The organism is Amycolatopsis sp. NPDC026612, from assembly GCF_040638285.1.
In the GTDB taxonomy this organism is placed as follows: domain Bacteria; phylum Actinomycetota; class Actinomycetes; order Mycobacteriales; family Pseudonocardiaceae; genus Amycolatopsis.
Map to the genome: position 1 here is coordinate 1 of NZ_JBEZYB010000061.1, position 20,910 is coordinate 20,910.

General features: G+C 67.6%; 35 protein-coding genes. All 35 read right to left on the reverse strand.

The features are described from left to right. Window positions 1-32 precede the first annotated feature (32 nt). Window positions 33-866 carry a tRNA pseudouridine(38-40) synthase TruA gene (gene truA / locus AB0F15_RS34510; RefSeq protein WP_360279898.1) on the reverse strand — a complete coding sequence of 278 codons (834 nt, stop codon included), beginning with the start codon at window positions 864-866 and terminating at the stop codon, window positions 33-35. 73 nt (window positions 867-939) lie between these two features. Further along, window positions 940-1,497: a 50S ribosomal protein L17 gene (gene rplQ / locus AB0F15_RS34515; protein WP_360279797.1), complete on the reverse strand. Its 558-nt coding sequence runs from the start codon at window positions 1,495-1,497 to the stop codon at window positions 940-942. A gap of 44 nt (window positions 1,498-1,541) precedes the next feature. After that, window positions 1,542-2,612, reverse strand: coding sequence for a DNA-directed RNA polymerase subunit alpha (locus tag AB0F15_RS34520; RefSeq protein ID WP_360279801.1), 1,071 nt, complete (start codon window positions 2,610-2,612; stop codon window positions 1,542-1,544). 105 nt (window positions 2,613-2,717) lie between these two features. Further along, the gene (gene rpsD / locus AB0F15_RS34525) at window positions 2,718-3,323 is read right to left on the reverse strand and encodes a 30S ribosomal protein S4 (protein ID WP_360279805.1); all 606 of its coding nucleotides are present in this window, start codon (window positions 3,321-3,323) and stop codon (window positions 2,718-2,720) included. A gap of 23 nt (window positions 3,324-3,346) precedes the next feature. Then, complete coding sequence (gene rpsK, locus AB0F15_RS34530; protein ID WP_004558885.1) at window positions 3,347-3,754, reverse strand: 30S ribosomal protein S11; 408 nt, start codon at window positions 3,752-3,754, stop codon at window positions 3,347-3,349. Between the two features lie 18 nt (window positions 3,755-3,772). After that, complete coding sequence (locus AB0F15_RS34535) at window positions 3,773-3,958, reverse strand: hypothetical protein (protein ID WP_360279808.1); 186 nt, start codon at window positions 3,956-3,958, stop codon at window positions 3,773-3,775. Then, on the reverse strand, window positions 3,955-4,335 hold the full coding sequence (gene rpsM / locus AB0F15_RS34540; protein WP_034285908.1) for a 30S ribosomal protein S13: 381 nt from the start codon (window positions 4,333-4,335) through the stop codon (window positions 3,955-3,957). The genes AB0F15_RS34535 and rpsM overlap by 4 nt, the downstream gene beginning before the upstream one ends. A gap of 205 nt (window positions 4,336-4,540) precedes the next feature. After that, window positions 4,541-4,654, reverse strand: coding sequence for a 50S ribosomal protein L36 (gene rpmJ / locus AB0F15_RS34545; RefSeq protein ID WP_004558882.1), 114 nt, complete (start codon window positions 4,652-4,654; stop codon window positions 4,541-4,543). Between the two features lie 34 nt (window positions 4,655-4,688). Then, window positions 4,689-4,910 carry a translation initiation factor IF-1 gene (gene infA, locus AB0F15_RS34550; RefSeq protein ID WP_004558881.1) on the reverse strand — a complete coding sequence of 74 codons (222 nt, stop codon included), beginning with the start codon at window positions 4,908-4,910 and terminating at the stop codon, window positions 4,689-4,691. A gap of 303 nt (window positions 4,911-5,213) precedes the next feature. Then, window positions 5,214-5,990 carry a type I methionyl aminopeptidase gene (map, locus tag AB0F15_RS34555; protein WP_360279811.1) on the reverse strand — a complete coding sequence of 259 codons (777 nt, stop codon included), beginning with the start codon at window positions 5,988-5,990 and terminating at the stop codon, window positions 5,214-5,216. A gap of 44 nt (window positions 5,991-6,034) precedes the next feature. After that, window positions 6,035-6,589, reverse strand: coding sequence for an adenylate kinase (locus tag AB0F15_RS34560; RefSeq protein ID WP_360279814.1), 555 nt, complete (start codon window positions 6,587-6,589; stop codon window positions 6,035-6,037). After that, window positions 6,586-7,893 (reverse strand): preprotein translocase subunit SecY, encoded by a 1,308-nt coding sequence (secY, locus tag AB0F15_RS34565; protein ID WP_360279816.1) that lies wholly within the window; start codon window positions 7,891-7,893, stop codon window positions 6,586-6,588. Before secY ends, AB0F15_RS34560 begins: the two co-directional genes overlap by 4 nt. A gap of 521 nt (window positions 7,894-8,414) precedes the next feature. Beyond that, window positions 8,415-9,416, reverse strand: a complete 1,002-nt coding sequence (locus AB0F15_RS34570; RefSeq protein WP_360279819.1) for a hypothetical protein — start codon at window positions 9,414-9,416, stop codon at window positions 8,415-8,417. Window positions 9,417-9,569: 153 nt separating this feature from the next. Next, window positions 9,570-10,016 carry a 50S ribosomal protein L15 gene (rplO, locus tag AB0F15_RS34575; RefSeq protein WP_360279821.1) on the reverse strand — a complete coding sequence of 149 codons (447 nt, stop codon included), beginning with the start codon at window positions 10,014-10,016 and terminating at the stop codon, window positions 9,570-9,572. After that, window positions 10,013-10,198 (reverse strand): 50S ribosomal protein L30, encoded by a 186-nt coding sequence (gene rpmD / locus AB0F15_RS34580; protein ID WP_013222615.1) that lies wholly within the window; start codon window positions 10,196-10,198, stop codon window positions 10,013-10,015. Before rpmD ends, rplO begins: the two co-directional genes overlap by 4 nt. A 1-nt stretch (window position 10,199) precedes the next feature. After that, window positions 10,200-10,847, reverse strand: coding sequence for a 30S ribosomal protein S5 (rpsE, locus tag AB0F15_RS34585; RefSeq protein WP_093949028.1), 648 nt, complete (start codon window positions 10,845-10,847; stop codon window positions 10,200-10,202). Window positions 10,848-10,884: 37 nt separating this feature from the next. Continuing rightward, window positions 10,885-11,283, reverse strand: a complete 399-nt coding sequence (gene rplR / locus AB0F15_RS34590; RefSeq protein ID WP_360279824.1) for a 50S ribosomal protein L18 — start codon at window positions 11,281-11,283, stop codon at window positions 10,885-10,887. A 2-nt stretch (window positions 11,284-11,285) separates the two neighbouring features. Further along, on the reverse strand, window positions 11,286-11,825 hold the full coding sequence (gene rplF, locus AB0F15_RS34595; RefSeq protein ID WP_360279827.1) for a 50S ribosomal protein L6: 540 nt from the start codon (window positions 11,823-11,825) through the stop codon (window positions 11,286-11,288). Between the two features lie 16 nt (window positions 11,826-11,841). Further along, a complete protein-coding gene (rpsH, locus tag AB0F15_RS34600; protein WP_103342413.1) occupies window positions 11,842-12,240 on the reverse strand; it encodes a 30S ribosomal protein S8 in 399 nt (132 codons plus the stop codon). A 91-nt stretch (window positions 12,241-12,331) separates the two neighbouring features. Further along, window positions 12,332-12,517 (reverse strand): type Z 30S ribosomal protein S14, encoded by a 186-nt coding sequence (locus AB0F15_RS34605; RefSeq protein WP_284745392.1) that lies wholly within the window; start codon window positions 12,515-12,517, stop codon window positions 12,332-12,334. Window positions 12,518-12,521: 4 nt separating this feature from the next. Continuing rightward, complete coding sequence (gene rplE, locus AB0F15_RS34610; protein ID WP_308669972.1) at window positions 12,522-13,085, reverse strand: 50S ribosomal protein L5; 564 nt, start codon at window positions 13,083-13,085, stop codon at window positions 12,522-12,524. Beyond that, complete coding sequence (rplX, locus tag AB0F15_RS34615; RefSeq protein ID WP_013222610.1) at window positions 13,085-13,399, reverse strand: 50S ribosomal protein L24; 315 nt, start codon at window positions 13,397-13,399, stop codon at window positions 13,085-13,087. The genes rplE and rplX overlap by 1 nt, the downstream gene beginning before the upstream one ends. Then, window positions 13,399-13,767: a 50S ribosomal protein L14 gene (gene rplN / locus AB0F15_RS34620; RefSeq protein ID WP_004558867.1), complete on the reverse strand. Its 369-nt coding sequence runs from the start codon at window positions 13,765-13,767 to the stop codon at window positions 13,399-13,401. Before rplN ends, rplX begins: the two co-directional genes overlap by 1 nt. Before the next feature lie 107 nt (window positions 13,768-13,874). Then, window positions 13,875-14,153: a 30S ribosomal protein S17 gene (gene rpsQ / locus AB0F15_RS34625; RefSeq protein WP_043781942.1), complete on the reverse strand. Its 279-nt coding sequence runs from the start codon at window positions 14,151-14,153 to the stop codon at window positions 13,875-13,877. Beyond that, entirely contained in the window at window positions 14,150-14,395 is a 246-nt protein-coding gene (gene rpmC / locus AB0F15_RS34630) for a 50S ribosomal protein L29 (protein ID WP_086675500.1), read from the reverse strand. Before rpmC ends, rpsQ begins: the two co-directional genes overlap by 4 nt. After that, the gene (gene rplP / locus AB0F15_RS34635) at window positions 14,395-14,814 is read right to left on the reverse strand and encodes a 50S ribosomal protein L16 (RefSeq protein WP_360279834.1); all 420 of its coding nucleotides are present in this window, start codon (window positions 14,812-14,814) and stop codon (window positions 14,395-14,397) included. The genes rpmC and rplP overlap by 1 nt, the downstream gene beginning before the upstream one ends. A 3-nt stretch (window positions 14,815-14,817) precedes the next feature. Continuing rightward, window positions 14,818-15,651, reverse strand: coding sequence for a 30S ribosomal protein S3 (rpsC, locus tag AB0F15_RS34640; protein ID WP_308669973.1), 834 nt, complete (start codon window positions 15,649-15,651; stop codon window positions 14,818-14,820). Continuing rightward, entirely contained in the window at window positions 15,651-16,064 is a 414-nt protein-coding gene (gene rplV, locus AB0F15_RS34645; RefSeq protein ID WP_360279837.1) for a 50S ribosomal protein L22, read from the reverse strand. Before rplV ends, rpsC begins: the two co-directional genes overlap by 1 nt. A 28-nt stretch (window positions 16,065-16,092) precedes the next feature. Continuing rightward, entirely contained in the window at window positions 16,093-16,374 is a 282-nt protein-coding gene (gene rpsS / locus AB0F15_RS34650) for a 30S ribosomal protein S19 (protein ID WP_026468892.1), read from the reverse strand. 18 nt (window positions 16,375-16,392) lie between these two features. Further along, window positions 16,393-17,229, reverse strand: a complete 837-nt coding sequence (rplB, locus tag AB0F15_RS34655; protein WP_360279840.1) for a 50S ribosomal protein L2 — start codon at window positions 17,227-17,229, stop codon at window positions 16,393-16,395. A 15-nt stretch (window positions 17,230-17,244) separates the two neighbouring features. Continuing rightward, window positions 17,245-17,556, reverse strand: coding sequence for a 50S ribosomal protein L23 (gene rplW / locus AB0F15_RS34660; protein ID WP_284745387.1), 312 nt, complete (start codon window positions 17,554-17,556; stop codon window positions 17,245-17,247). Beyond that, window positions 17,553-18,242 carry a 50S ribosomal protein L4 gene (rplD, locus tag AB0F15_RS34665; RefSeq protein WP_360279843.1) on the reverse strand — a complete coding sequence of 230 codons (690 nt, stop codon included), beginning with the start codon at window positions 18,240-18,242 and terminating at the stop codon, window positions 17,553-17,555. The genes rplW and rplD overlap by 4 nt, the downstream gene beginning before the upstream one ends. After that, the gene (gene rplC, locus AB0F15_RS34670; protein ID WP_360279846.1) at window positions 18,239-18,895 is read right to left on the reverse strand and encodes a 50S ribosomal protein L3; all 657 of its coding nucleotides are present in this window, start codon (window positions 18,893-18,895) and stop codon (window positions 18,239-18,241) included. Before rplC ends, rplD begins: the two co-directional genes overlap by 4 nt. A 34-nt stretch (window positions 18,896-18,929) precedes the next feature. Then, window positions 18,930-19,235: a 30S ribosomal protein S10 gene (gene rpsJ, locus AB0F15_RS34675; protein ID WP_003102098.1), complete on the reverse strand. Its 306-nt coding sequence runs from the start codon at window positions 19,233-19,235 to the stop codon at window positions 18,930-18,932. Window positions 19,236-19,661: 426 nt separating this feature from the next. Further along, on the reverse strand, window positions 19,662-20,855 hold the full coding sequence (gene tuf / locus AB0F15_RS34680) for an elongation factor Tu (RefSeq protein ID WP_360279848.1): 1,194 nt from the start codon (window positions 20,853-20,855) through the stop codon (window positions 19,662-19,664). Between the last annotated feature and the right edge of the window lie 55 nt (window positions 20,856-20,910).

Consider the following 20,910-nt stretch of genomic DNA (forward strand, 5'->3'; position numbering starts at 1 on the left):
GTGGTAATGAGGGTTAGAACCCTCATTACCACTCACGACGGGGAGGTGCGGACGTTGCGGGTTTGCTCCGCGCGGGCGGCCAGTTCGGCGTCCGGGGGGTAGTCGACGGCGGTGAGCGTGAGGCCGTGGGCGGGGGCGACCGCACTGTCGCGGACTCCGCTCGCCAGGACTTCCCCGGGCCACGCGCGCCCGCGGCGTCCGTCGCCCACCAGGAGCAGGGCGCCCACCAGGCTGCGGACCATCGAGTGGCAGAACGCGTCCGCCGAAACCTCGACCTCCAGCAGGTGCTCGTCCACCCGGCGCCAGACCAGGCGCTGCAGCTCGCGGATCGTCGTGCCCGTGTCGCGCTGCTTGCAGTACGCCGCGAAGTCCTGCAGGCCGAGCAGCTCCGCCGCCGCCGCATTCATCGCGTCCGTCGACAGCGGACGGTTCCAGGCCAGGGTGTCCTTGCGGCGCAACGGGTCCACGCCCCACGGCGCGTCCGAGACGCAGTAGCGGTAGTGGCGGCGGATCGCCGAGAACCGCGCGTCGAACCCGTCAGGGGCCACCCGGGCGGCCAGCACCCGGACGTCACCCGGCAGCAGGCGGTTCCAGCGGCCCGCCATCCGGGTCAGGTCGGGGATGCCTTCGGCGGAGACCGGGACGCGGCCGGAAGCCCCCGGCGGGAGCGGGACGACGTCGACGTGCACCACCTGGCCGGTCGCGTGCACCCCGGCGTCCGTCCGGCCCGCCACGACGACGGACTTCGGGACGGCGGCGCCCGGTGGCTGCCGCTGCAGGGCCTCCTCCAGGACGCCCTGGACCGTCCGGCGGCCCGGCTGCCGGGCCCAGCCCGAGAAGTCCGTGCCGTCGTAGGAGACTTCCAGGCGCAGACGAACGAGCCCGCCCTCCCCCGGGGGAGTGGCGGGCTCGTCCGGTGTCGAAGCGGCCGTCAGGACGTCAGTCCTTCTTGGCGTCCGCGTCCGCGTCCGCGTCGTTCTGAGCCGGGGCTTCGGTCTCGGCGGTGGTGTCTTCGGCCTTGGCTTCCTCGGCAGCCGGAGCTTCCTCGGTCGAGGTGGTCTCCTCGGCGACCGGGGCGGCGGCCTTCTCGTCCTTGGCGAACTTCGTCTTGCGAGCCCGCTCGGCCTCGGACGTCACGGTCTTCTCGGGCACCAGTTCGATGACCGCCATCTTGGCGTTGTCGCCCTTGCGCGCCATCGTCTTGGTGATCCGGGTGTAGCCACCGGGACGCTCCGCGAAGTGCGGACCGATCTCGGCGAACAGCTTGTGGACGACGTCCTTGTCACGGACGATGCGCTGAACCTGACGGCGGTTGTGCAGGTCGCCCCGCTTCGCCTTCGTGATCAGCTTCTCGGCCAGCGGACGGACCCGCTTCGCCTTCGCCTCGGTCGTGGTGATCTTGCCGTGCTCGAACAGCTGCGTGGCCAAGTTGGCCAGGATCAGCCGCTCGTGCGCGGACGACCCGCCGAGCCGGGCTCCCTTGGTAGGGGTGGGCATTGGTTCTCCTACTAGTTCAGCTCGCAGCGTCCAGGCACAGAGCCCTAGAGCTGCTCGGTCTCTGCGTAGTCCTGGCCATCGTCGTGGCCGTCCGAAATCCCGTCGGCGATGCCACCGACACCTTCCGACCAGCCTTCACCGTCGTAGCTGGCGGCCGCCGCGGTCGGGTCGAACCCGGGCGGGCTGTCCTTCAGCGCGAGGCCGAGGCCGACGAGCTTCAGCTTCACCTCGTCGATCGACTTGGCGCCGAAGTTCCGGATGTCGAGCAGGTCCGCCTCGCTGCGCGAGACCAGCTCGCCCACCGTGTGGATACCCTCGCGCTTGAGGCAGTTGTACGACCGGACGGTGAGGTCCAGGTCCTCGATCGGCATCGCGTAGGCGGCGATGGTGTCCGCTTCCTGCGGCGACGGGCCGATCTCGATGCCCTCGGCGTCGACGTTCAGCTCGCGAGCGAGACCGAACAGCTCCACCAGCGTCTTGCCCGCCGACGCGACCGCGTCGCGCGGCGTGATCGACGGCTTGGTCTCGACGTCCAGGATCAGCTTGTCGAAGTCGGTGCGCTGCTCGACACGGGTGGCCTCGACCTTGTACGTCACCTTCAGCACCGGCGAGTAGATCGAGTCGACCGGAATCCGGCCGATCTCCGCGCCCGCCTGCTTGTTCTGCAGGGCCGGAACGTAACCGCGGCCGCGCTCGACGACGAGCTCGATCTCGAGCTTGCCCTTGCCGTTCAGCGACGCGATGTGCAGGTCCTGGTTGTGCACGGTGACACCGGCCGGCGGCACGATGTCGGCGGCCGTGACCTCACCGGGGCCCTGCTTGCGCAGGTACATGGTGACCGGCTCGTCCTCTTCCGAGGACACCACGAGCTCCTTGAGGTTCAGGATGACGTCGGTGACGTCTTCCTTCACCCCGGGAACGGTGGTGAATTCGTGCAGCACGCCGTCGATGCGGATGCTCGTCACGGCCGCGCCCGGGATGGACGACAGCAGCGTACGACGCAGCGAGTTGCCGAGCGTGTAGCCGAAGCCGGGCTCCAGCGGTTCGATGGTGAACCGGGAGCGGGTCTCGTTGACCGTCTCTTCGCCGAGAGCCGGCCGCTGGGAAATCAGCATTCTTCCTAATTCCTTTCCAGACGACGCCCGCCATATGACGTCGAAGGGATGGCGCGGCGGCGGCGCACCTGTTGCGCCGCCGCCCGTAACCCAGCCGGGGCCGGACTACTTCGAGTAGAGCTCGACGATCAGCTGTTCCTGAACCGGAACGTCGATCTGCGCACGCTCCGGCAGCTGGTGGACCAGCACGCGGAGGTTGGACTGGACGACCTGCAGCCACGCCGGGATCGGGCGGTCGCCGTAGGACTCCTTGGCCACGACCAGGGGCAGCATCGAGAACGACTTCGGCCGCACGTCGATGATGTCCCACTTCGAGACCTGGAAGGACGGGACGTTGACCTTCTTGCCGTTGACCAGGAAGTGGCCGTGGCTCACCAGCTGACGCGCCTGACGGCGGGTGCGGGCGATGCCGGCGCGGTAGATCACGTTGTCCAGGCGGGACTCGAGGATCTGCAGCAGGTTCTCACCGGTCTTGCCAGGACGCCGGACGGCTTCCTTGTAGTACCGGACGAACTGACGCTCGAGAACGCCGTAGGTGTAGCGAGCCTTCTGCTTCTCCTGCGACTGCAGGAGGTACTCGGACTCCTTGATGCGCCCGCGGCCGTGCTGGCCCGGCGGGTAGGGGCGACGCTCGAAAGCCTGGTCGCCGCCGATGAGGTCAACCTTGAGGCGACGCGAAATACGCGTCGCGGGGCCGGTGTAACGAGCCATTTCTTCTTACTCCTCCCCGTTCCTCAGACCCGGCGCCGCTTGGGCGGGCGGCAGCCGTTGTGAGGCTGCGGGGTCACGTCCTGGATGGTGCCGACCTCGAGGCCGGCTGCCTGCAGCGAGCGGATCGCCGTCTCGCGGCCCGAACCCGGGCCCTTCACGAAGACGTCGACCTTCTTCATGCCGTGCTCGGCAGCCTTGCGGGCAGCGTTCTCAGCAGCCATCTGCGCGGCGAACGGGGTGGACTTGCGGGAGCCCTTGAAGCCCACGTGCCCACTCGACGCCCACGCGATCACGGCACCGGTCGGGTCCGTGATCGAGACGATGGTGTTGTTGAAGGTGCTCTTGATGTGCGCGTGACCGTGCGCAACATTCTTCTTTTCCTTGCGGCGGACCTTCTTGGCCCCGGCCGCAGTACGAGACTTCGGTGGCATGTTGTGAGGGATCTCCTGTTAGCGCGCGTTCTCTTGGTGAGCGGCGACCGCTTCGGCCTGGCCGCGCCGGATGATCGAACCGGCGTCGGTGTACAGGTTGCGGAGCGCCATCGGGCGGGCGTAGAGCGCCTTGGGCGAGACACAAGCCGAGCCGCGGCGGTGAGTGCCGCCCATCTGCACGACCTTCTTGCCCTGGACGCTCACTTCTTGCCAGCCTTCTTCTTGCCGGCGACCGTCTTCTTCGGACCCTTGCGGGTACGGGCGTTGGTCTTCGTGCGCTGACCACGGACGGGCAGTCCGCGACGCCAGCGAAGGCCCTCGTAGCACCCGATCTCGATCTTCCGACGGATGTCGGCGTTCACCTCACGGCGAAGGTCACCCTCGACCTTGAAGTTCTCTTCGATGTACACACGCAGCTTCGCGAGGTCGTCATCGCTGAGGTCCTTGACGCGGGTGTCCGCGTTGAGCTCGGCAGCCTTGATCAGCTGCTTCGAGCGGGTACGGCCGATGCCGTAGATGTAGGTAAGCGCGATCTCCAACCGCTTTTCGCGGGGGAGGTCTACGCCAGCGAGTCGTGCCATTGGCGTTGATGCTCCTTCTTCGGTTTCATCTTCAGGTCTGCTCCCCGTCCGGTTCCGGGACCGACTCGCCTGTCGTGCCCTCGGCTTGCGCTTCGGGTGTCCCGGCCCCGGCCTGAAGCCCGGGGGTGAACCGGCTCACTCGCGTGACCCGGCAGGTGCGGGGAGGTTGTGTAGCCGTCAATCCACTCTGGTCGAGTGCGGGCGATCAGCCCTGCCGCTGCTTGTGCCGCAGGTTTTCGCAGATCACCATGATCCGGCCGTGACGGCGGATCACCTTGCACTTGTCGCAGATCTTCTTGACGCTCGGCTGGACCTTCACGTCTTCTGCTCTCCTGCTTCTGAGCTGCTCGTGATCACTTGTAGCGGTAGACGATGCGACCACGAGAGAGGTCGTAGGGCGAAAGCTCCACGACAACCCTGTCCTCGGGCAGGATGCGGATGTAGTGCTGCCGCATCTTGCCGCTGATGTGTGCCAGGACCTTGTGACCGTTCTCCAACTCGACGCGGAACATCGCGTTGGGGAGCGGCTCGACTACGCGGCCTTCGACCTCGATGGCCCCGTCTTTCTTCGCCATGTCCTCCGCATTTCCTGTCGCATACAGCCTTTGTCGACACTGTCTGTCGCTACGCTTTGTGACCAACCTGAGCACTAGTGCTGGTTGGGTGGTGCGTCGGCACACTGGTGCCCGAGTCCCAAGACCGTGAGTTCACGAACGCGCAGGATCCGGGCGCGATAAGTGCGCCGACTTGACAGTGTACGCAACCCGTGTCGCGACCCCCAACCGGGGGTGACCATGCTAAGCGGACCAGCGACAGCGGTCGTGAGTGGTAAAGACGGTTCTAACCGTCTTTACCACTCACGACGGTGTTTGCGCAGGTCAGGCGTCTTCGGGAGCGGTGAGGACCCACGGGCCCTCTTCGGTGATCGCCACCGTGTGCTCCCAGTGGGCCGCGCGGGAGCCGTCGGCCGTGACGACCGTCCAGCCGTCGTCCAGTTCGCGGGTCTCCCCGCCGCCACCGGTCAGCATCGGCTCGATCGCCAGTGCCATGCCCGGCTTGAGCCGCGGGCCCTTGCCCGGCTTGCCGATGTTCGGCAGGAAGGGATCCATGTGCATCTGGCGGCCGATGCCGTGGCCGCCGTACTCGACGATCATCCCGTACTCGATGCCGTCGTCGCGACCCGCGCGCTCGGCGGCGGACTGGACGGCGTAGGAGATGTCGGTGAGCCGGCCGCCGGGGCGGACCGCCTCGATCCCGGCCCACATCGCCGCCTCGGTCGCGGCGGACAGCGCGAGGTCGGCGTCGGAGACCGTGCCGATGGCCAGCGTCACGGCGGAGTCGCCGTGCCAGCCGTCCAGGATCGCGCCGCAGTCGACGGAGATGATGTCGCCGTCGGCCAGCACCTGGGTCTTCGCCGGGATGCCGTGGACGATCTGTTCGTTCACCGACGCGCAGATCGACGCCGGGAACCCGTGGTAGCCCTGGAACGACGGCACCGCGCCGGCGTCCCGGATCGTCTGCTCTGCCAGCTCGTCGAGCTCGGCGGTGCTGACGCCCGGCTTCGCCGCGGCGCGGACCGCGGCGAGCGTGCGGGCGACGACGAGGCCCGCGGCCCGCATCGCCTGCAGCTCGTCCGGGGTCTTGACCTCGATCATGCGCCCACGGCGGAGCACTTGCAGAACACGCAATCCTCCGAGGTTCACGTGCGGTCGCGCAGCGCTTTCAGCACCCGGCCGGAAATTTCCTCGACACTGCCGACGCCGTCGACGGTCACGAGGATGCCGGCGTAGTACTCGAGCAGCGGTGCGGTGTCCGACACGTAGATCTGCTGACGGCGGCGGATGACCTCTTCGGTGTCGTCCGCGCGGCCGCGCGACATGAGCCGCCCGACGACGACGTCTTCCGGGACCTGCAGCTGGATGACCGCGTCGAGCGAGACGTCGGCGTCACCCAGGATCTCGCCGAGGACCTCGGCCTGCTTGGTGTTGCGGGGGAAGCCGTCGAGCAGGAAGCCGGCCTTCGCGTCCGGCTCGGCGAGCCGCTCGCGGACCATCTCGTTGGTGACCGAGTCGGGCACGAGCTCGCCCGAGTCCAGGTAGCGCTTCGCCTCCTGGCCCAGCGGCGTCTCCTGGCCGACGTGCGCGCGGAACAGGTCACCCGTGGAGATGTGCGGGATGCGCAACTGCCCGGACAGGGCCACCGCCTGCGTGCCCTTGCCGGCGCCGGGCGGTCCGACGAGAACCAGGCGCGTCACTTCAAGAACCCTTCGTAGTTGCGCTGCATCAGCTGGCTTTCGATCTGCTTCACGGTGTCGAGACCGACACCGACCATGATCAGCACAGCCGTGCCACCGAACGGGAAGTTCTGGTTGTTCCCGCTACCGGTCACCGACAGGAAGAAGTTCGGGAGGATCGCGATGATGCCCAGGTACAGCGAACCCGGCAGGGTGATCCGGCCGAGCACGTAGCTCAGGTACTCCGCGGTGGGACGGCCCGGGCGGATGCCCGGGATGAAGCCACCGAACTTCTTCATCTCGTCCGCGCGCTCGTCCACGTTGAACGTGATCGTGATGTAGAAGTACGTGAAGAAGATGATCAGCGCGAAGTACAGCGCGATGTGCACCCAGCTGGACTGGTTCACGACGTAGTTCTTGATGAACACCTGCCAGCCGGAGTTGCTGTTCTGGTCGCCGACGAGGCGGCTGATCAGGTCCGGCAGGTACAGCAGGGACGAAGCGAAGATGACCGGGATGACGCCGGCCTGGTTCACCTTGATCGGCAGGTAGGTCGACGTGCCGCCGTACATCCGGCGGCCGATCATGCGCTTGGCGTACTGCACCGGGATCCGGCGCTGCCCCTGCTCGACGAAGATGACGCTCGCGATGATCACCAGGCCGAAGACGCAGATCATCGTCAGCGCGATGCCACCGCCGTTGGACAGGATGTTGCCGCCCTCGACCGGGATGCGCGCGGCGATGTTCAGGAAGATCAGGACGGACATGCCGTTGCCGACACCGCGCTCGGTGATCAGCTCACCCAGCCACATCATGACGGCGGTGCCCGCGGTCATCGTGATGACGATGATGGCCAGCGAGTAGACGCTGTTGTCCGGGATGATCGGCGACTGGCAGTCGGGGAAGAGCTGCTTGCGGTCCGCGAGCGCGACCACGCCGGTGGCCTGGAGGATCGCCAGCGCGATCGTCAGGTACCGGGTGTACTGGGTCAGCTTGCCCTGGCCGGACTGCCCTTCCTTCTTCAGCTCCTCGAACCGCGGGATGACCACGGTGAGCAGCTGGATGATGATGCTCGCCGTGATGTACGGCATGATGCCGGTCGAGAAGAGCGACAGCTGCAGCAGCGCACCACCGCTGAACAGGTTCAGCAGCTGGTAGACGCCCTCCTGCTGCGCCTGGGAGCTACAGGCCTGTACGGCACCGTACGAGATGCCGGGCGCCGGAATGGTCGCACCGATTCGGTAAACCGCGACGATGGCTAGCGTGAACAGGATCTTCTTGCGTAGATCCGGCGTCGCGAGAGCCGAGCGGAAGGCGCTGAGCACGCGGGGGACCTCCTCGGCGTCGTCGGCTGTCCTAACCGACGATCGGCTTGGCCGGCACGGGGCCGGCAGGAACACACAGCACTACTGGCACGCAAGCCAGGAACGCTTCGGGGCACACTCGTCCCGAAGCGTGTCGCCGACTCTAACAGCTTCACCGGGCGTGTCCGCAGTCCGTGTGCGTTTTCCGTACCAAGGTTGCTCCGGCGGGTTGATCCACATCGCCGTCTTGGCGGTATTGCTTGACACACCGGCTCGCCGTGGGGCCGATTTCGGGGGCTCGGCCGCTGATCGCGCGTGCCCGGGGATCCTGTTGGTGGGTAAGGCATGACCTGCGTCGATCACCTTCGGGCCGGGGGCCTGCTTGACGATCGCCGGCGCGGTCTCCGGCGCGGCGAGCGCTTGACCTGGTCCGGCCCTCACGGCGGCAATCAGCAGGGAGAAAGCCGCGAGCTGGGCGAACACCGAGAGTCATCCCGTGGGGACGCCGGGCACGTTGTTCGCCCCCGGCGTAACGCCCGGGATCACCCGCGCTGGTCCTCCCCCGGCTCCGGCGGCAGGACGGTGATGGCGACGCCGGCGGGCGGCGTCGGGGTGTCCGCGTAGGCGACGGCCGGATCGGCCCAGTCGCCGGCGAAGCGTCCTCGGGCAGGCAGGTAGGCCACCGCGGCAGCGGCCGCGGCCGCGACGGTCCCGGCGATCAGCAGCCACATGCCCGGTGCCGTGGCGACCTCCAGCTCACCGCCGCCGGCGAGCGCCGACCACCCGATCCCGCTCATGGCGACGGTGATGACCACCCCGGCGGTGAAGGCGGCCCCCGCCGCGATCAGCCGCCGGCCGAGGCGGTGGCTCGTCCGCGGGAAGAGGGTCAGCGCGGCGGCGACCAGCAGGACGACCGCGATGAGGAGCGGGATGCCGACCGGCGAGCCGGTCTGGTCGGTCACCTCCTGGCCCGGGATCTCGAAGCTGCTGCCCCAGGCCGTCTCGGTGACGATCATCGGGTTGTCCAGGAACTGCTGGCCGGAGCCGATCTGCTGCCGGATCCGGAACAGCGGCAGGAAGGAGCCGAGTGCGGTCATGACGGCGGCGATGACGGCGAGGACGGGCGGAACGAACCGCAGCAGGGGCACCGGAGGCGCCGGGGCGGGGGCTTCCGGCGGCTCGGCCACCGGTGGGGGCGCCGCGGTGGCGGCGCCGGGGATCTGGGCGACGGGGTACGGCAGCGGTGCAGGCTGGAGCGGCGCGGAGGGCGGCCCGGTGAACGCGTCTTGGGGGCGAGGGGCTTCGGCCGGGAAGCGCAACGGCTCACCCTGCGGCGGCACCTCGCCCGGGTGAACAGGAGCGAACCCCGCTCCCCCCGCTACGTCGCCAGGTCGCGAAGCTTCGGCCGGCGACTCCTGCGGCGCTCCCGACCCCGGCTCGGGGCCCGCGGGCCGGGATGCCTCGACGGGGAAGCTCAGCGGCGAGTCCGCGGCTTCCGGTGGAGATCCCAGCGGCTCGGGCGGGTCCTGCGATGGTCTGTCCACCTGGTGATCCTCCGTCCGGATCTCCGCGGCGGCAAGGCATTCGGCCCGCCAGTCGCGCTCCGGTCGCGCTCCGGGCGGCGCGGAACTCCGGTCATCGGACGCCGAAAGGCCCGCCTGGGTGAACCAGGCGGGCCTTTCGGTGGGTTGCTGCGCTCAGTTGGTGGTGGCCGAACCGCCGGCCGCCTCGAGCTTCTCCTTGGCGGAGCCGGAGAACGCGTCCGCCGTGATGTCCAGCTTGACGCCGTTGAGGTCGCCGTTGCCGAGGACCTTCACCAGCTTGCCCTTGCGGACCAGACCGCCCTTGACGAGCTCCTCGGCGCCGATCTGGCCGCCGTCCGGGAAGAGGCGGGCGATGTCGCCCACGTTCACCGGCTGGTACTCGGTGCGGAAGCGGTTCTTGAAGCCACGCAGCTTCGGGAGCCGCATCTGGATGGGCATCTGCCCACCCTCGAACCGGGCGGGCACGTTCTTCCGGGCCTTGGTGCCCTTCGTACCGCGACCGGCCGTCTTGCCCTTCGAACCTTCACCACGACCCACGCGCATCTTGTCGCGCTTGGCGCCCGGAGCCGGACGCAGGTGGTGGATCTTGATGGCCGTCATGCCTGGACCTCCTCGACCTCCACCAGGTGGCGGACGGTGTGGATCAGGCCGCGCACCTGGGGGGTGTCATCACGCACGACGCTCTGGCGGATCTTGCGCAGCCCGAGGGTGCGCAGCGACTCGCGGTGAGCGTGCTTCGTGCCGATCTTGCTCTTGACCTGGGTGACCTTGAGCTGAGCCATGTCAGACCACCTGGCCCGCGCGTTGGCGCATCATCCGGGCCGGCGCGACGTCCTCGAGCGGCAGGCCACGGCGGGCCGCCACCTCTTCCGGACGCTGCAGGCCCTTCAGGGCCGCCACGGTCGCGTGCACGATGTTGATCGCGTTGTCGGAGCCGAGCGACTTCGACAGCACGTCGTGGACGCCCGCGCACTCCAGCACCGCGCGCACCGGGCCACCGGCGATGACGCCGGTACCGGCGGACGCCGGACGGAGCAGCACGACACCGGCGGACGCCTCACCCGTGATCGGGTGGGGAATGGTGCCACCGATGCGCGGGACGCGGAAGAAGTTCTTCTTCGCTTCCTCGACGCCCTTGGCGATGGCCGCGGGAACTTCCTTGGCCTTGCCGTAGCCGACGCCGACCTGACCGTCGCCGTCACCGACGACCACCAGGGCGGTGAAGCTGAAGCGACGACCACCCTTGACGACCTTGGCGACGCGGTTGATCGTCACGACCTTCTCGAGGTGCGGGGTCTTGTCCTGGCCGGCCCCGCCACGGCCGCTGTCGCGCCGGTCCCGGCCGCCACCACGACGTTCATTGCGGTCGTTGCCGCCCTGCCCGCCGGGTCCGCCCTGTCCGCCGCCGAATTGCCGTGTACGTCCCGGCATCAGGCTTCCCTCTCCTGCTTCTGCAACTGTGTCTCCATCAGAACTCCAACCCCGCCTCACGGGCGGCGTCGGCGAGCGCGGCGATGCGGCCGTGGTAGGCGTTGCCCCCACGGTCGAACACCACAGCCGAGATCCCGGCGTTCTTGGCCCGCTCGGCGACGAGTGCCCCGACCTTGGCGGCCTTGGCCTTCTTGTCGCCCTCGAACGTCCGGAGGTCCGCCTCGAGGGTGGACGCGGACGCCAGCGTGTGGCCGGCGAGGTCGTCGATGACCTGCACGGCGATGTGCCGCGAGGACCGCTTGACGACCAAGCGCGGACGCTGGTCGGTGCCCGAGACCTTCTTGCGGAGCCGGAAGTGCCGACGGGCCTTCGCGACGCGGCGGCGGGTCGAGATGTCCTTGCCCACCGGCTTGCGCTTCGTAGTCGTGTCGCTCATGATCACTTACCCGTCTTTCCGACCTTGCGGCGGATCTTCTCACCCTCGTAGCGCAGGCCCTTGCCCTTGTACGGGTCCGGGCGCCGCAGCTTGCGGATGACGGCCGAGATCTGGCCGACCTTCTGCTTGTCGATGCCCGAAACCGAGAACCGGGTCGGGGTCTCCACCTTGAAGGTGATGCCCTCGGGGGCCTCGATCTTCACCGGGTGCGAGTAGCCGAGAGCGAACTCGAGGTCCGACCCCTTCGCCTGCACGCGGTAACCCACGCCGTGGATTTCCATCTTCTTCTCGTAGCCGGCGGTGACGCCGACGACGAGGTTGTTCACCAGCGTACGGGTGAGCCCGTGCAGTGCCTTGCTGGTGCGCTCGTCGTCCGGGCGCTTGACCAGCAGCGTGCCGGTCTCGTCGCGTTCGACGGTGATCGGCTCGGCGATGGTGTGCTCCAGGGTGCCCTTGGGCCCCTTGACCTGAATGTGCTGACCGTCGATGGTCACCTCGACCCCGGAAGGGACGGCGACCGGCAGCTTTCCGATGCGTGACATGCCTGTTCCCCTTCCCTTACCAGACGTAGGCGAGGACTTCGCCGCCCACGCTGTTGCGCTTGGCCTGACGGTCGGTCTGAAGGCCACCGGACGTCGAGATGATCGCGATGCCCAGGCCGCCGAGGACGGACGGCAGTTCGGTCGATTTTGCGTAGATCCGCAGACCGGGCTTGGAGACGCGCCGCAGGCCGGCGATGCTCCGCTCACGGTTGGGGCCGTACTTGAGCTCGACGACGAGGTTCTTGTGCTTCTCGCCCGGCTCGTCGTGGTAACCCGCGATGTAACCCTCGCGCTTGAGGATCTCGGCGATGTTCGCCTTGAGCTTCGAGTGCGGGAGCTTGACCTCGTCGTGGTACGCCGAGTTCGCGTTACGCAGACGCGTCAAGAAGTCTGCGATGGGGTCGGTCATCGTCATGGTGACCTGTCAACCTTTCTCGCCTGGTTCCCCGCCGTCCGAAACACGGACAGCGGGGCCTGTGGCGAAGTGGGAGTTTAGAAAAAAGCTCTTACCAGCTGGACTTGCGGACGCCGGGCAGCTCGCCCGCGTGCGCCATCTCGCGAAGGCAGATCCGGCAGAGCCCGAACTTGCGGAACACGGCGTGCGGGCGGCCGCACCGCTGGCAGCGGGTGTAGCCGCGCACGGCGAACTTCGGCTTCTTCGCGGCCTTGTGGACCAGTGCTTTCTTGGCCATCGGCTCAGTTCTCCTTGAACGGGAAGCCGAGCTTGCGCAGCAGCGCCCGGCCCTCGTCGTCGTTCGTGGCGGTCGTGACGACGGTGACGTCCATGCCGCGCGGGCGGTCGATGGAGTCGGGATCGATCTCGTGGAACATCGACTGCTCGTTGAGACCGAACGTGTAGTTGCCGTGGCCGTCGAACTGCTTCGGCGAAAGCCCGCGGAAGTCGCGGATACGCGGCAGCGCGATGGTCAGCAGCCGGTCGAGGAACTCCCACATCCGGTCGCCGCGCAGCGTGACGCGCGCGCCGATCGGCTGACCTTCACGCAGCTTGAACTGCGCGATGGACTTGCGGGCCTTCCGGACCTCCGGCTTCTGGCCGGTGATCAGGGCGAGGTCCTTGACCGCGCCGTCGATCAGCTTGCTGTCGCGGGCGGCGTCGCCGACGCCCATGTTCACGACGACCTTCGTCACGCCCGGGATCTGGTGGACGTTGGCGAAGGAGAACTCAGCCTGCAGCTGGCCCTTGATTTCCTCGCGGTAGCGCACCTTGAGGCGCGGCGAGGTCTTCTCTGCGGTGGTCATCAGATGTCCTTACCGTTCCGGCGCGAGATCCGGACCTTCTTGCCGTCCTCGCCGATGCGGTAACCCACCCGGGCCGGCTTGCCGTCCGAGTCGACGACCATCACGTTCGAGACGTGGATGGGCGCCTCCTGCGTGACGATGCCGCCGGACTGCGCACCGCGCTGGGTCTGGCTGATCCGCGTGTGCTTCTTGATCCGGTTCACGCCCTCGACCAGCACGCGCTCGCGCTCCGGGTAGGCCTGGATGACCTTGCCCTTGGCGCCCTTGTCCTTGCCGGCGATGACGACGACCGTGTCGCCCTTCTTCACCTTCATCACAAGACCTCCGGCGCGAGCGAAATGATCTTCATGAACTTTCGGTCACGCAGCTCGCGGCCCACCGGGCCGAAGATGCGGGTGCCGCGGGGCTCGTTGTCGTTCTTGATGAGCACGGCGGCGTTCTCGTCGAACCGGATGTAGGAACCGTCCGGACGACGGCGCTCCTTGACCGTGCGGACGATGACAGCCTTGACGACGTCGCCCTTCTTCACCCCGGCAGCCGGGATGGCGTCCTTCACGGTGGCGACGATGATGTCGCCGATGCCGGCGTAGCGCCGCCCGGAGCCACCGAGAACGCGGATGCAGAGAATTTCCTTTGCACCCGTGTTGTCGGCTACCCGAAGCCGCGACTCCTGCTGGATCACGTCAACTCCTGTATGTCGCGCCGGTTCTCGCCCGCTTGTGAAGTTTCACGGTTTGTGAGGTTCACAGTGGCGAGCCTTGCGGAACTAAAGACTCCGAAGAGCCCTGCTTACTTGGCCTTCTCCACGATCTGCACCAGGCGCCACCGCTTCGTCGCGGACAGCGGGCGGGTCTCCATCAGGGTGACCCGGTCGCCCACGCCCGCCTCGTTGTTCTCGTCGTGCACCTTCACCTTGGAGGTGGAGCGGACGACCTTCGAGTAACGGGGGTGCTTCTTGCGGTCCTCGAGCTCGACCACGATCGTCTTGTTCATCTTGTCCGAGACGACGTAGCCCTCGCGGACCTTGCGGTCGTTCCGGGCCGGCGTCTCGGTGGTGGGCTCGCTCATGCGGCACCTTCACTCTCGGCGTCGGGGGCAACGGACAGGCCGAGTTCGCGCTCGCGCATGACCGTGTAGATCCGCGCGATGTCCGTGCGGACGGTGCGCAGACGGCGGTTGTTGTCGAGCTGCCCGGTCGCCATCTGGAAGCGGAGGTTGAAGAGCTCCTCCTTGTATTCCTTCAGACGCAGAACGAGCTCTTCCGCGGTGAGCTCACGCAGCTCCGATGCCAAAGCACCTGCGTTCGCCATCAGAACTCACCACCTTCACGGGTCACGATGCGGCATTTCATGGGCAGCTTGTGGATCGCGCGACGGAGCGCCTCGCGGGCGGTCTCCTCGTTCGGGAAGCTGATCTCGAACATCACGCGGCCCGGCTTCACGTTGGCGACCCACCACTCGGGCGAACCCTTACCGGAACCCATCCGGGTCTCGGCCGGCTTCTTGGTCAGCGGGCGGTCCGGGTAGATGGTCGTCCACACCTTGCCACCACGCTTGATGTGACGGGTCATGGCGATACGAGCGGACTCGATCTGCCGGTTCGTCACGTAGCTGTGCTCAAGCGCCTGGATGCCGTACTCGCCGAAGCTGACCTTCGTGCCACCCTTGGCGGCGCCGTGGCGCTTCGGGGAGTGCTGCTTCCGGTGCTTGACCCTGCGCGGGATGAGCACGTCTCAGCCCTCCGTCTTTTCTGCGGTCTCGGTGGCCGGGGCCGCCTCGGTCGTGGCGGCCGCTGCGGCGCGACCGGCTTCGGTCGAGGTGGCGGTCGTGCCCGAGGCGCCGGAACGACGCGGGCGGGACGGCCGGTCGCTGCGGTCGCGGTCGCGACCGCCACGCGGCGCGCGCTCGGCGGCGTCACGGGCTTCGCGAGCCTTCAGGCCACCGACGAGCTCACCCTTGTAGATCCACACCTTGACGCCGATGCGCCCGAACGTCGTCTTGGCCTCGAAGAAGCCGTAGTCGATGTCGGCACGCAGCGTGTGCAGCGGGACGCGGCCATCGCGGTAGTGCTCGGAGCGGGACATCTCGGCACCGCCGAGACGACCGCCGCACTGCACGCGGATGCCCTTGACCTGCGGCGAGCGCATGGAGGTCTGGATCGCCTTCCGCATCGCGCGGCGGAACGCCACACGGTTGGAGAGCTGCTCCGCGACCGCCTGGGCGACCAGCTGGGCGTCGGCCTCGGGGTTCTTGACCTCGAGGATGTTCAGCTGGACCTGCTTCTTGGTCAGCTTCTCCAGCGCGCCGCGAATCCGGTCGGCCTCCGCGCCGCGGCGGCCGATGACGATGCCCGGCCGGGCGGTGTGGATGTCGACGCGGACGCGGTCACGGGTGCGCTCGATCTCGACCTTCGAGATGCCGGCGCGCTCCATGCCCGTCGCCAGCAGCTTGCGGATCTTGACGTCCTCGGCCACGTACTCGGCGTACTGCTTGTCGGCGTACCAGCGCGACTTCCAGTCCGTGGTGATACCCAGGCGGAAACCGTGCGGGTTGATTTTCTGGCCCACTACCGGCCACCTGCCTTCTTCTTGCTCTGAGCCTTCTGCGCGACGGCCGGACGCGACTCCACCTCGACGGTGATGTGGCTGGTCCGCTTGCGGATCCGGTACGCACGGCCCTGGGCCCGCGGGCGGATCCGCTTGAGGGTGGGGCCCTCGTCGGCGTACGCGTTCTTGACCCAGAGCGTCTCCGGGTCCAGCTGAAGGTTGTTCTCGGCGTTGGCCACAGCGCTGGCAAGCACCTTCGCGACCGGCTCGCTCGCCGCCTGAGGGGCGAAACGGAGCACGGCCAAGGCGTCGGCGGCGCTACGTCCCTTGATGAGCTCGATGACCCGGCGCACCTTGGTAGGCGAGTCCCGGACGAAGCGAGCCCGCGCGTAAGCCACAGGCAGAGCCTCGGCCACGTCGTTCTGGGCGTTCATCGCTAGTTCCTTGATCTCTCGTGCCCGCTCAGCGGCGGCGCGACTTCCGGTCGTCCTTGATGTGGCCCTTGAAGGTCCGCGTCGGGGCGAACTCGCCCAGCTTGTGACCCACCATCGCCTCGGTGACGAACACCGGGACGTGCTTGCGGCCGTCGTGCACCGCGATCGTGTGCCCCAGGAAATCCGGGATGATCGTGGAACGCCGCGACCAAGTCTTGATCACGGTCTTCTTGCCCGACTCGTTGAGAACGTCCACCTTCTTGAGCAGGTGGTCGTCCACGAAGGGGCCCTTTTTGAGGCTACGTGGCATGTTCTTCTACCTCCCTGCTCAGCGCTTGTTCTTGCCGGTACGGCGGCGGCGGACGATCATCGCGTCGGACGCCTTGCGGCGACGCGTGCGGCCTTCGGGCTTACCGTTCGGGTTGACGGGGTGACGACCACCGGACGTCTTGCCCTCGCCACCACCGTGCGGGTGGTCGACCGGGTTCATCACGACACCACGGACCGTGGGGCGCTTGCCGCGCCAGCGGTTACGACCCGCCTTGCCCCAGTTGATGTTGGCGTGGTCGGAGTTGCCGACCTCGCCGATCGTGGCGCGGTTGCGCACGTCCACGTTGCGGATCTCGCCCGAGGGGAGACGCAGCTGGGCGTACGGACCGTCCTTGGCGACGAGCTGCACCTTCGCGCCCGCGGACCGCGCCATCTTCGCGCCGCCGCCGGGGCGGAGCTCGATCGCGTGGATCACGGTACCGACGGGGATGTTGCGCAGCGGCAGGTTGTTGCCCGGCTTGATGTCGGCCCGGGGGCCGTTCTCGACGGTGTCGCCCTGCTTCAGCTTCTCCGGCGCGATGATGTAGCGCTTCTCGCCGTCGGCGTAGTGCAGCAGCGCGATGCGAGCGGACCGGTTGGGGTCGTACTCGATGTGCGCGACCTTGGCGGGAACGCCGTCCTTGTCGTTGCGACGGAAATCGATGAGGCGGTAAGCGCGCTTGTGGCCGCCACCCTTGTGCCGGGTGGTGATCTTGCCCGACGAGTTACGCCCGCCGGTGCTGCTCAGCGGACGCAGCAGCGACTTCTCGGGAGTCGAGCGGGTGATCTCGGCGAAGTCCGAGACGCTCGAACCGCGACGACCCGGGGTCGTCGGCTTGTACTTGCGGATGCCCATTGTCAGCTCAGTCCTTTACGCGGTGGGTCCGCCGAAGATCTCAATCGCCTTGCTCTCAGGCGAAAGAGTCACGATGGCGCGCTTGGTGTCCTTGCGCTTGCCGAAGCCGGCGCGAGTCCGCTTACGCTTGCCCTTGCGGTTGGCCGTGTTGACACTGACCACCTTGACGCCGAACACCTTCTCGACCGCGATCTTGACCTGGGTCTTGTTGGCGTCCGGACGGACGATGAACGTGTACTTGTGGTCCTCGAGCAGCCCGTAGGACTTCTCGGAGATGACCGGCGCGAGCAGGATGTCGCGGGGGTCCGGAATGGCGACCGAACTCACTTCTCGTCACTCCCTTCCGTGACCTCGCCCGACCGCGCGGAAGCCTTGACGGTCTTACCGCGGACGGGGCCGGCGACGAACACGTCGTACGCGGCCTTGGTGAACACGACGTCGTCGTTGACCAGCACGTCGTAGGTGTTGAGCTGGTCGGCCCAGAGCAGGTGCACCTCGGGGAGATTCCGCAGGGAAACCCAGCTGTACTCGTCGTCCCGGTGCAGCACCACGAGGACGCGCTTCGCCTGCGTCACCGCGGCGAGCACGCTCTTGGCGGCCTTGGTGGACGGCTTCTCACCGGTCACCAGCTCGGTGACGATGTGCAGCTGGCCGGCGCGCGCCCGGTCGGAGAGGGCGCCACGCAGGGCGGCGGCCTTCATCTTCTTCGGGGTGCGCTGGGCGTAGTCACGCGGCGTGGGGCCGTGGACGACGCCACCACCGACGAACTGCGGGGCGCGGGTCGAACCCTGGCGGGCACGGCCGGTGCCCTTCTGCCGGTACGGCTTCTTGCCACCACCGCGAACTTCGCCACGGGTCTTCGTGTCGTGCGTGCCCTGGCGCGCGGCGGCCAGCTGGCCGATCACGACCTGGTGCATCAGCGCGACATTGGCCTGCACGTCGAAGATCTCCTCGGGGAGGTCCACGGTGCCGTCGGCTTTACCGGCCGGGGTCTTCAGCTCGACGCTTGTCATTCGGAGTTACCACCCTTCGCGGCGCTGCGAACGAACAGCACGCCGCCCTTGGGACCGGGCACGGCGCCCTTGATCAGCAGCAGGCCGTCGTCGGCACGCACGGCGTGCACGGTCAGGTTCTGCGTGGTGACCCGGTCACTGCCCATTCGGCCTGCCATGCGCACGCCCTTGAAAACGCGGCCCGGGGTGGCACAGCCACCGATCGAGCCCGGTCGGCGGTGCACGGCCTGAGCACCGTGGCTCGCGCCCTGGCCCTTGAAGCCGTGGCGCTTCATGACGCCCGCGTAGCCCTTGCCCTTGCTGGTACCGGTCACGTCGACCTCGACGCCGGCGGCGAACACCTCGGCGGTGATCTCCTGCCCGACCTCGTAGGTCTCGGCGTCGGTGGTACGCAGCTCGGCGAGGAACCGGCGCGGCGTCACGCCCGCCTTGTCGAAGTGGCCCGTGCGCGGCTTGTTCACCCTGCGCGGGTCGACCGCGCCGAACGCCAGCTGCACGGCCATGTAGCCGTCCTTGTCCTGGGTCCGAACCTGGGTGACCACGTTCGGACCGGCCTTCACGACGGTGACCGGGACAACCCGGTTCTGCTCGTCGAAGACCTGGGTCATCCCGAGCTTGGTGCCCAGGATGCCCTTCATCTGCCTGTCAGACATGAGTCTCTTACTCTCCGCCGCTCGCCCGCCGCTACTACTGGATGTTGACGTCGACGCTCGCCGGCAGGTCGATGCGCATGAGCGCGTCGACCGTCTTCGGCGTCGGGTCGAGGATGTCGATCAGACGCTTGTGCGTGCGCATCTCGAAGTGCTCGCGCGAGTCCTTGTACTTGTGCGGCGAGCGGATGACGCAGTAAACGTTCTTCTCGGTGGGCAGCGGCACCGGCCCGACAACCCGGGCGCCGGTGCGCGTGACCGTCTCCACGATCTTGCGCGCCGAGGTGTCGATCGCCTCGTGGTCGTAGGCCTTGAGCCGGATGCGGATCTTCTGTCCCGCCATGGTGGCTGCTCGTTCCTTGTCGTCTCGTGCCGCTATCTCACAAACCCCGCTGGATGTTGCCACCCTGAGCCTGGGTTTCCGCAGTTCAACGGCCCTGTCCCCGGTCCACGCGGTCGGGCGTGTCGCGCCCGACGCACAGACGGATCCCGCGGGATCGTCGTCTTGCCTGGTCTTCCTCAACGTGAGGAGGCGATGAGCCGGCACCGCTTTTGCAAGCACTGTCACCTGCAAGCACTGACCGTCTCACTGCCTTTGCCCGCTCGCCTCACCCGAAGGAAAGAGCTCCGCGGACCGTGGCCACTCGCACCGAGGCGGCCGGACCCCCGAAGGGATCGGCCGCCCCAGGACGAGCAACCCGAATAGTGTCGCACACGTGATTTGACGCCCCTGAGCCGGGGGTGTATCACCCCCGGCCGGGGCGGGAAATCACTTGATGATCTTGGTGACCTGGCCGGCGCCGACGGTCCGGCCACCCTCGCGGATGGCGAAGCGCAGACCCTCGTCCATCGCGACCGGCTGGATCAGCGCGACCGTGATGTCGGTGTTGTCACCCGGCATGACCATTTCGGTGCCCTCGGGGAGGGTCACGACGCCGGTCACGTCGGTGGTGCGGAAGTAGAACTGCGGGCGGTAGTTGTTGAAGAACGGGGTGTGACGGCCACCCTCGTCCTTCGACAGGATGTAGACCCGGCCCTCGAAGTCGGTGTGCGGGGTGGTGGTGCCCGGCTTCACGACGACCTGGCCGCGCTCGACGTCCTCGCGCTTGATACCGCGGACCAGCAGGCCCACGTTGTCGCCCGCCTGGCCCGAGTCGAGCAGCTTGCGGAACATCTCGACACCGGTGACAGTCGTCTTGGTCGACTTCTCCTTGATGCCGACGATCTCGACCTCTTCGTTGACGTTGATCTGGCCGCGCTCGACGCGACCGGTCACCACGGTGCCACGACCGGTGATGGTGAAGACGTCTTCGATCGGCATCAGGAACGGCTTGTCGAGCTCGCGGACCGGGTCCGGCACGCTGTCGTCGACGGCCGCCATGAGCTCGAGAACGGCCTCGGCCCACTTCTCGTCGCCCTCGAGGGCCTTGAGACCGGACACGCGCACGACCGGCGCGTCGTCGCCCGGGAACTCCTGCGAGGACAGCAGCTCGCGGACCTCCAGCTCGACGAGCTCGAGGATCTCCTCGTCGTCGACCATGTCGGCCTTGTTCAGCGCGACCACGATGTAGGGCACGCCGACCTGGCGGGCGAGCAGCACGTGCTCACGGGTCTGCGGCATCGGGCCGTCGGTGGCGGCCACGACCAGGATCGCGCCGTCCATCTGCGCGGCACCGGTGATCATGTTCTTGATGTAGTCCGCGTGACCGGGGGCGTCGACGTGGGCGTAGTGACGCTTCTCGGTCTGGTACTCGACGTGCGAGATGTTGATCGTGATGCCGCGCTGCTTCTCTTCCGGCGCGTTGTCGATCTGGTCGAACGCCCGCGACTCGTTCAGCTCGGGGTACTTGTCGTGCAGCACCTTGGTGATCGCCGCGGTCAGAGTCGTCTTGCCGTGGTCAACGTGACCGATGGTGCCGATGTTGACGTGCGGCTTGGTCCGCTCGAATTTCGCCTTCGCCACTGGAATGTCCTCCTGGACTGATTTCGCTTTGTGCTCGTGGGGCGGCGTGGCTGCC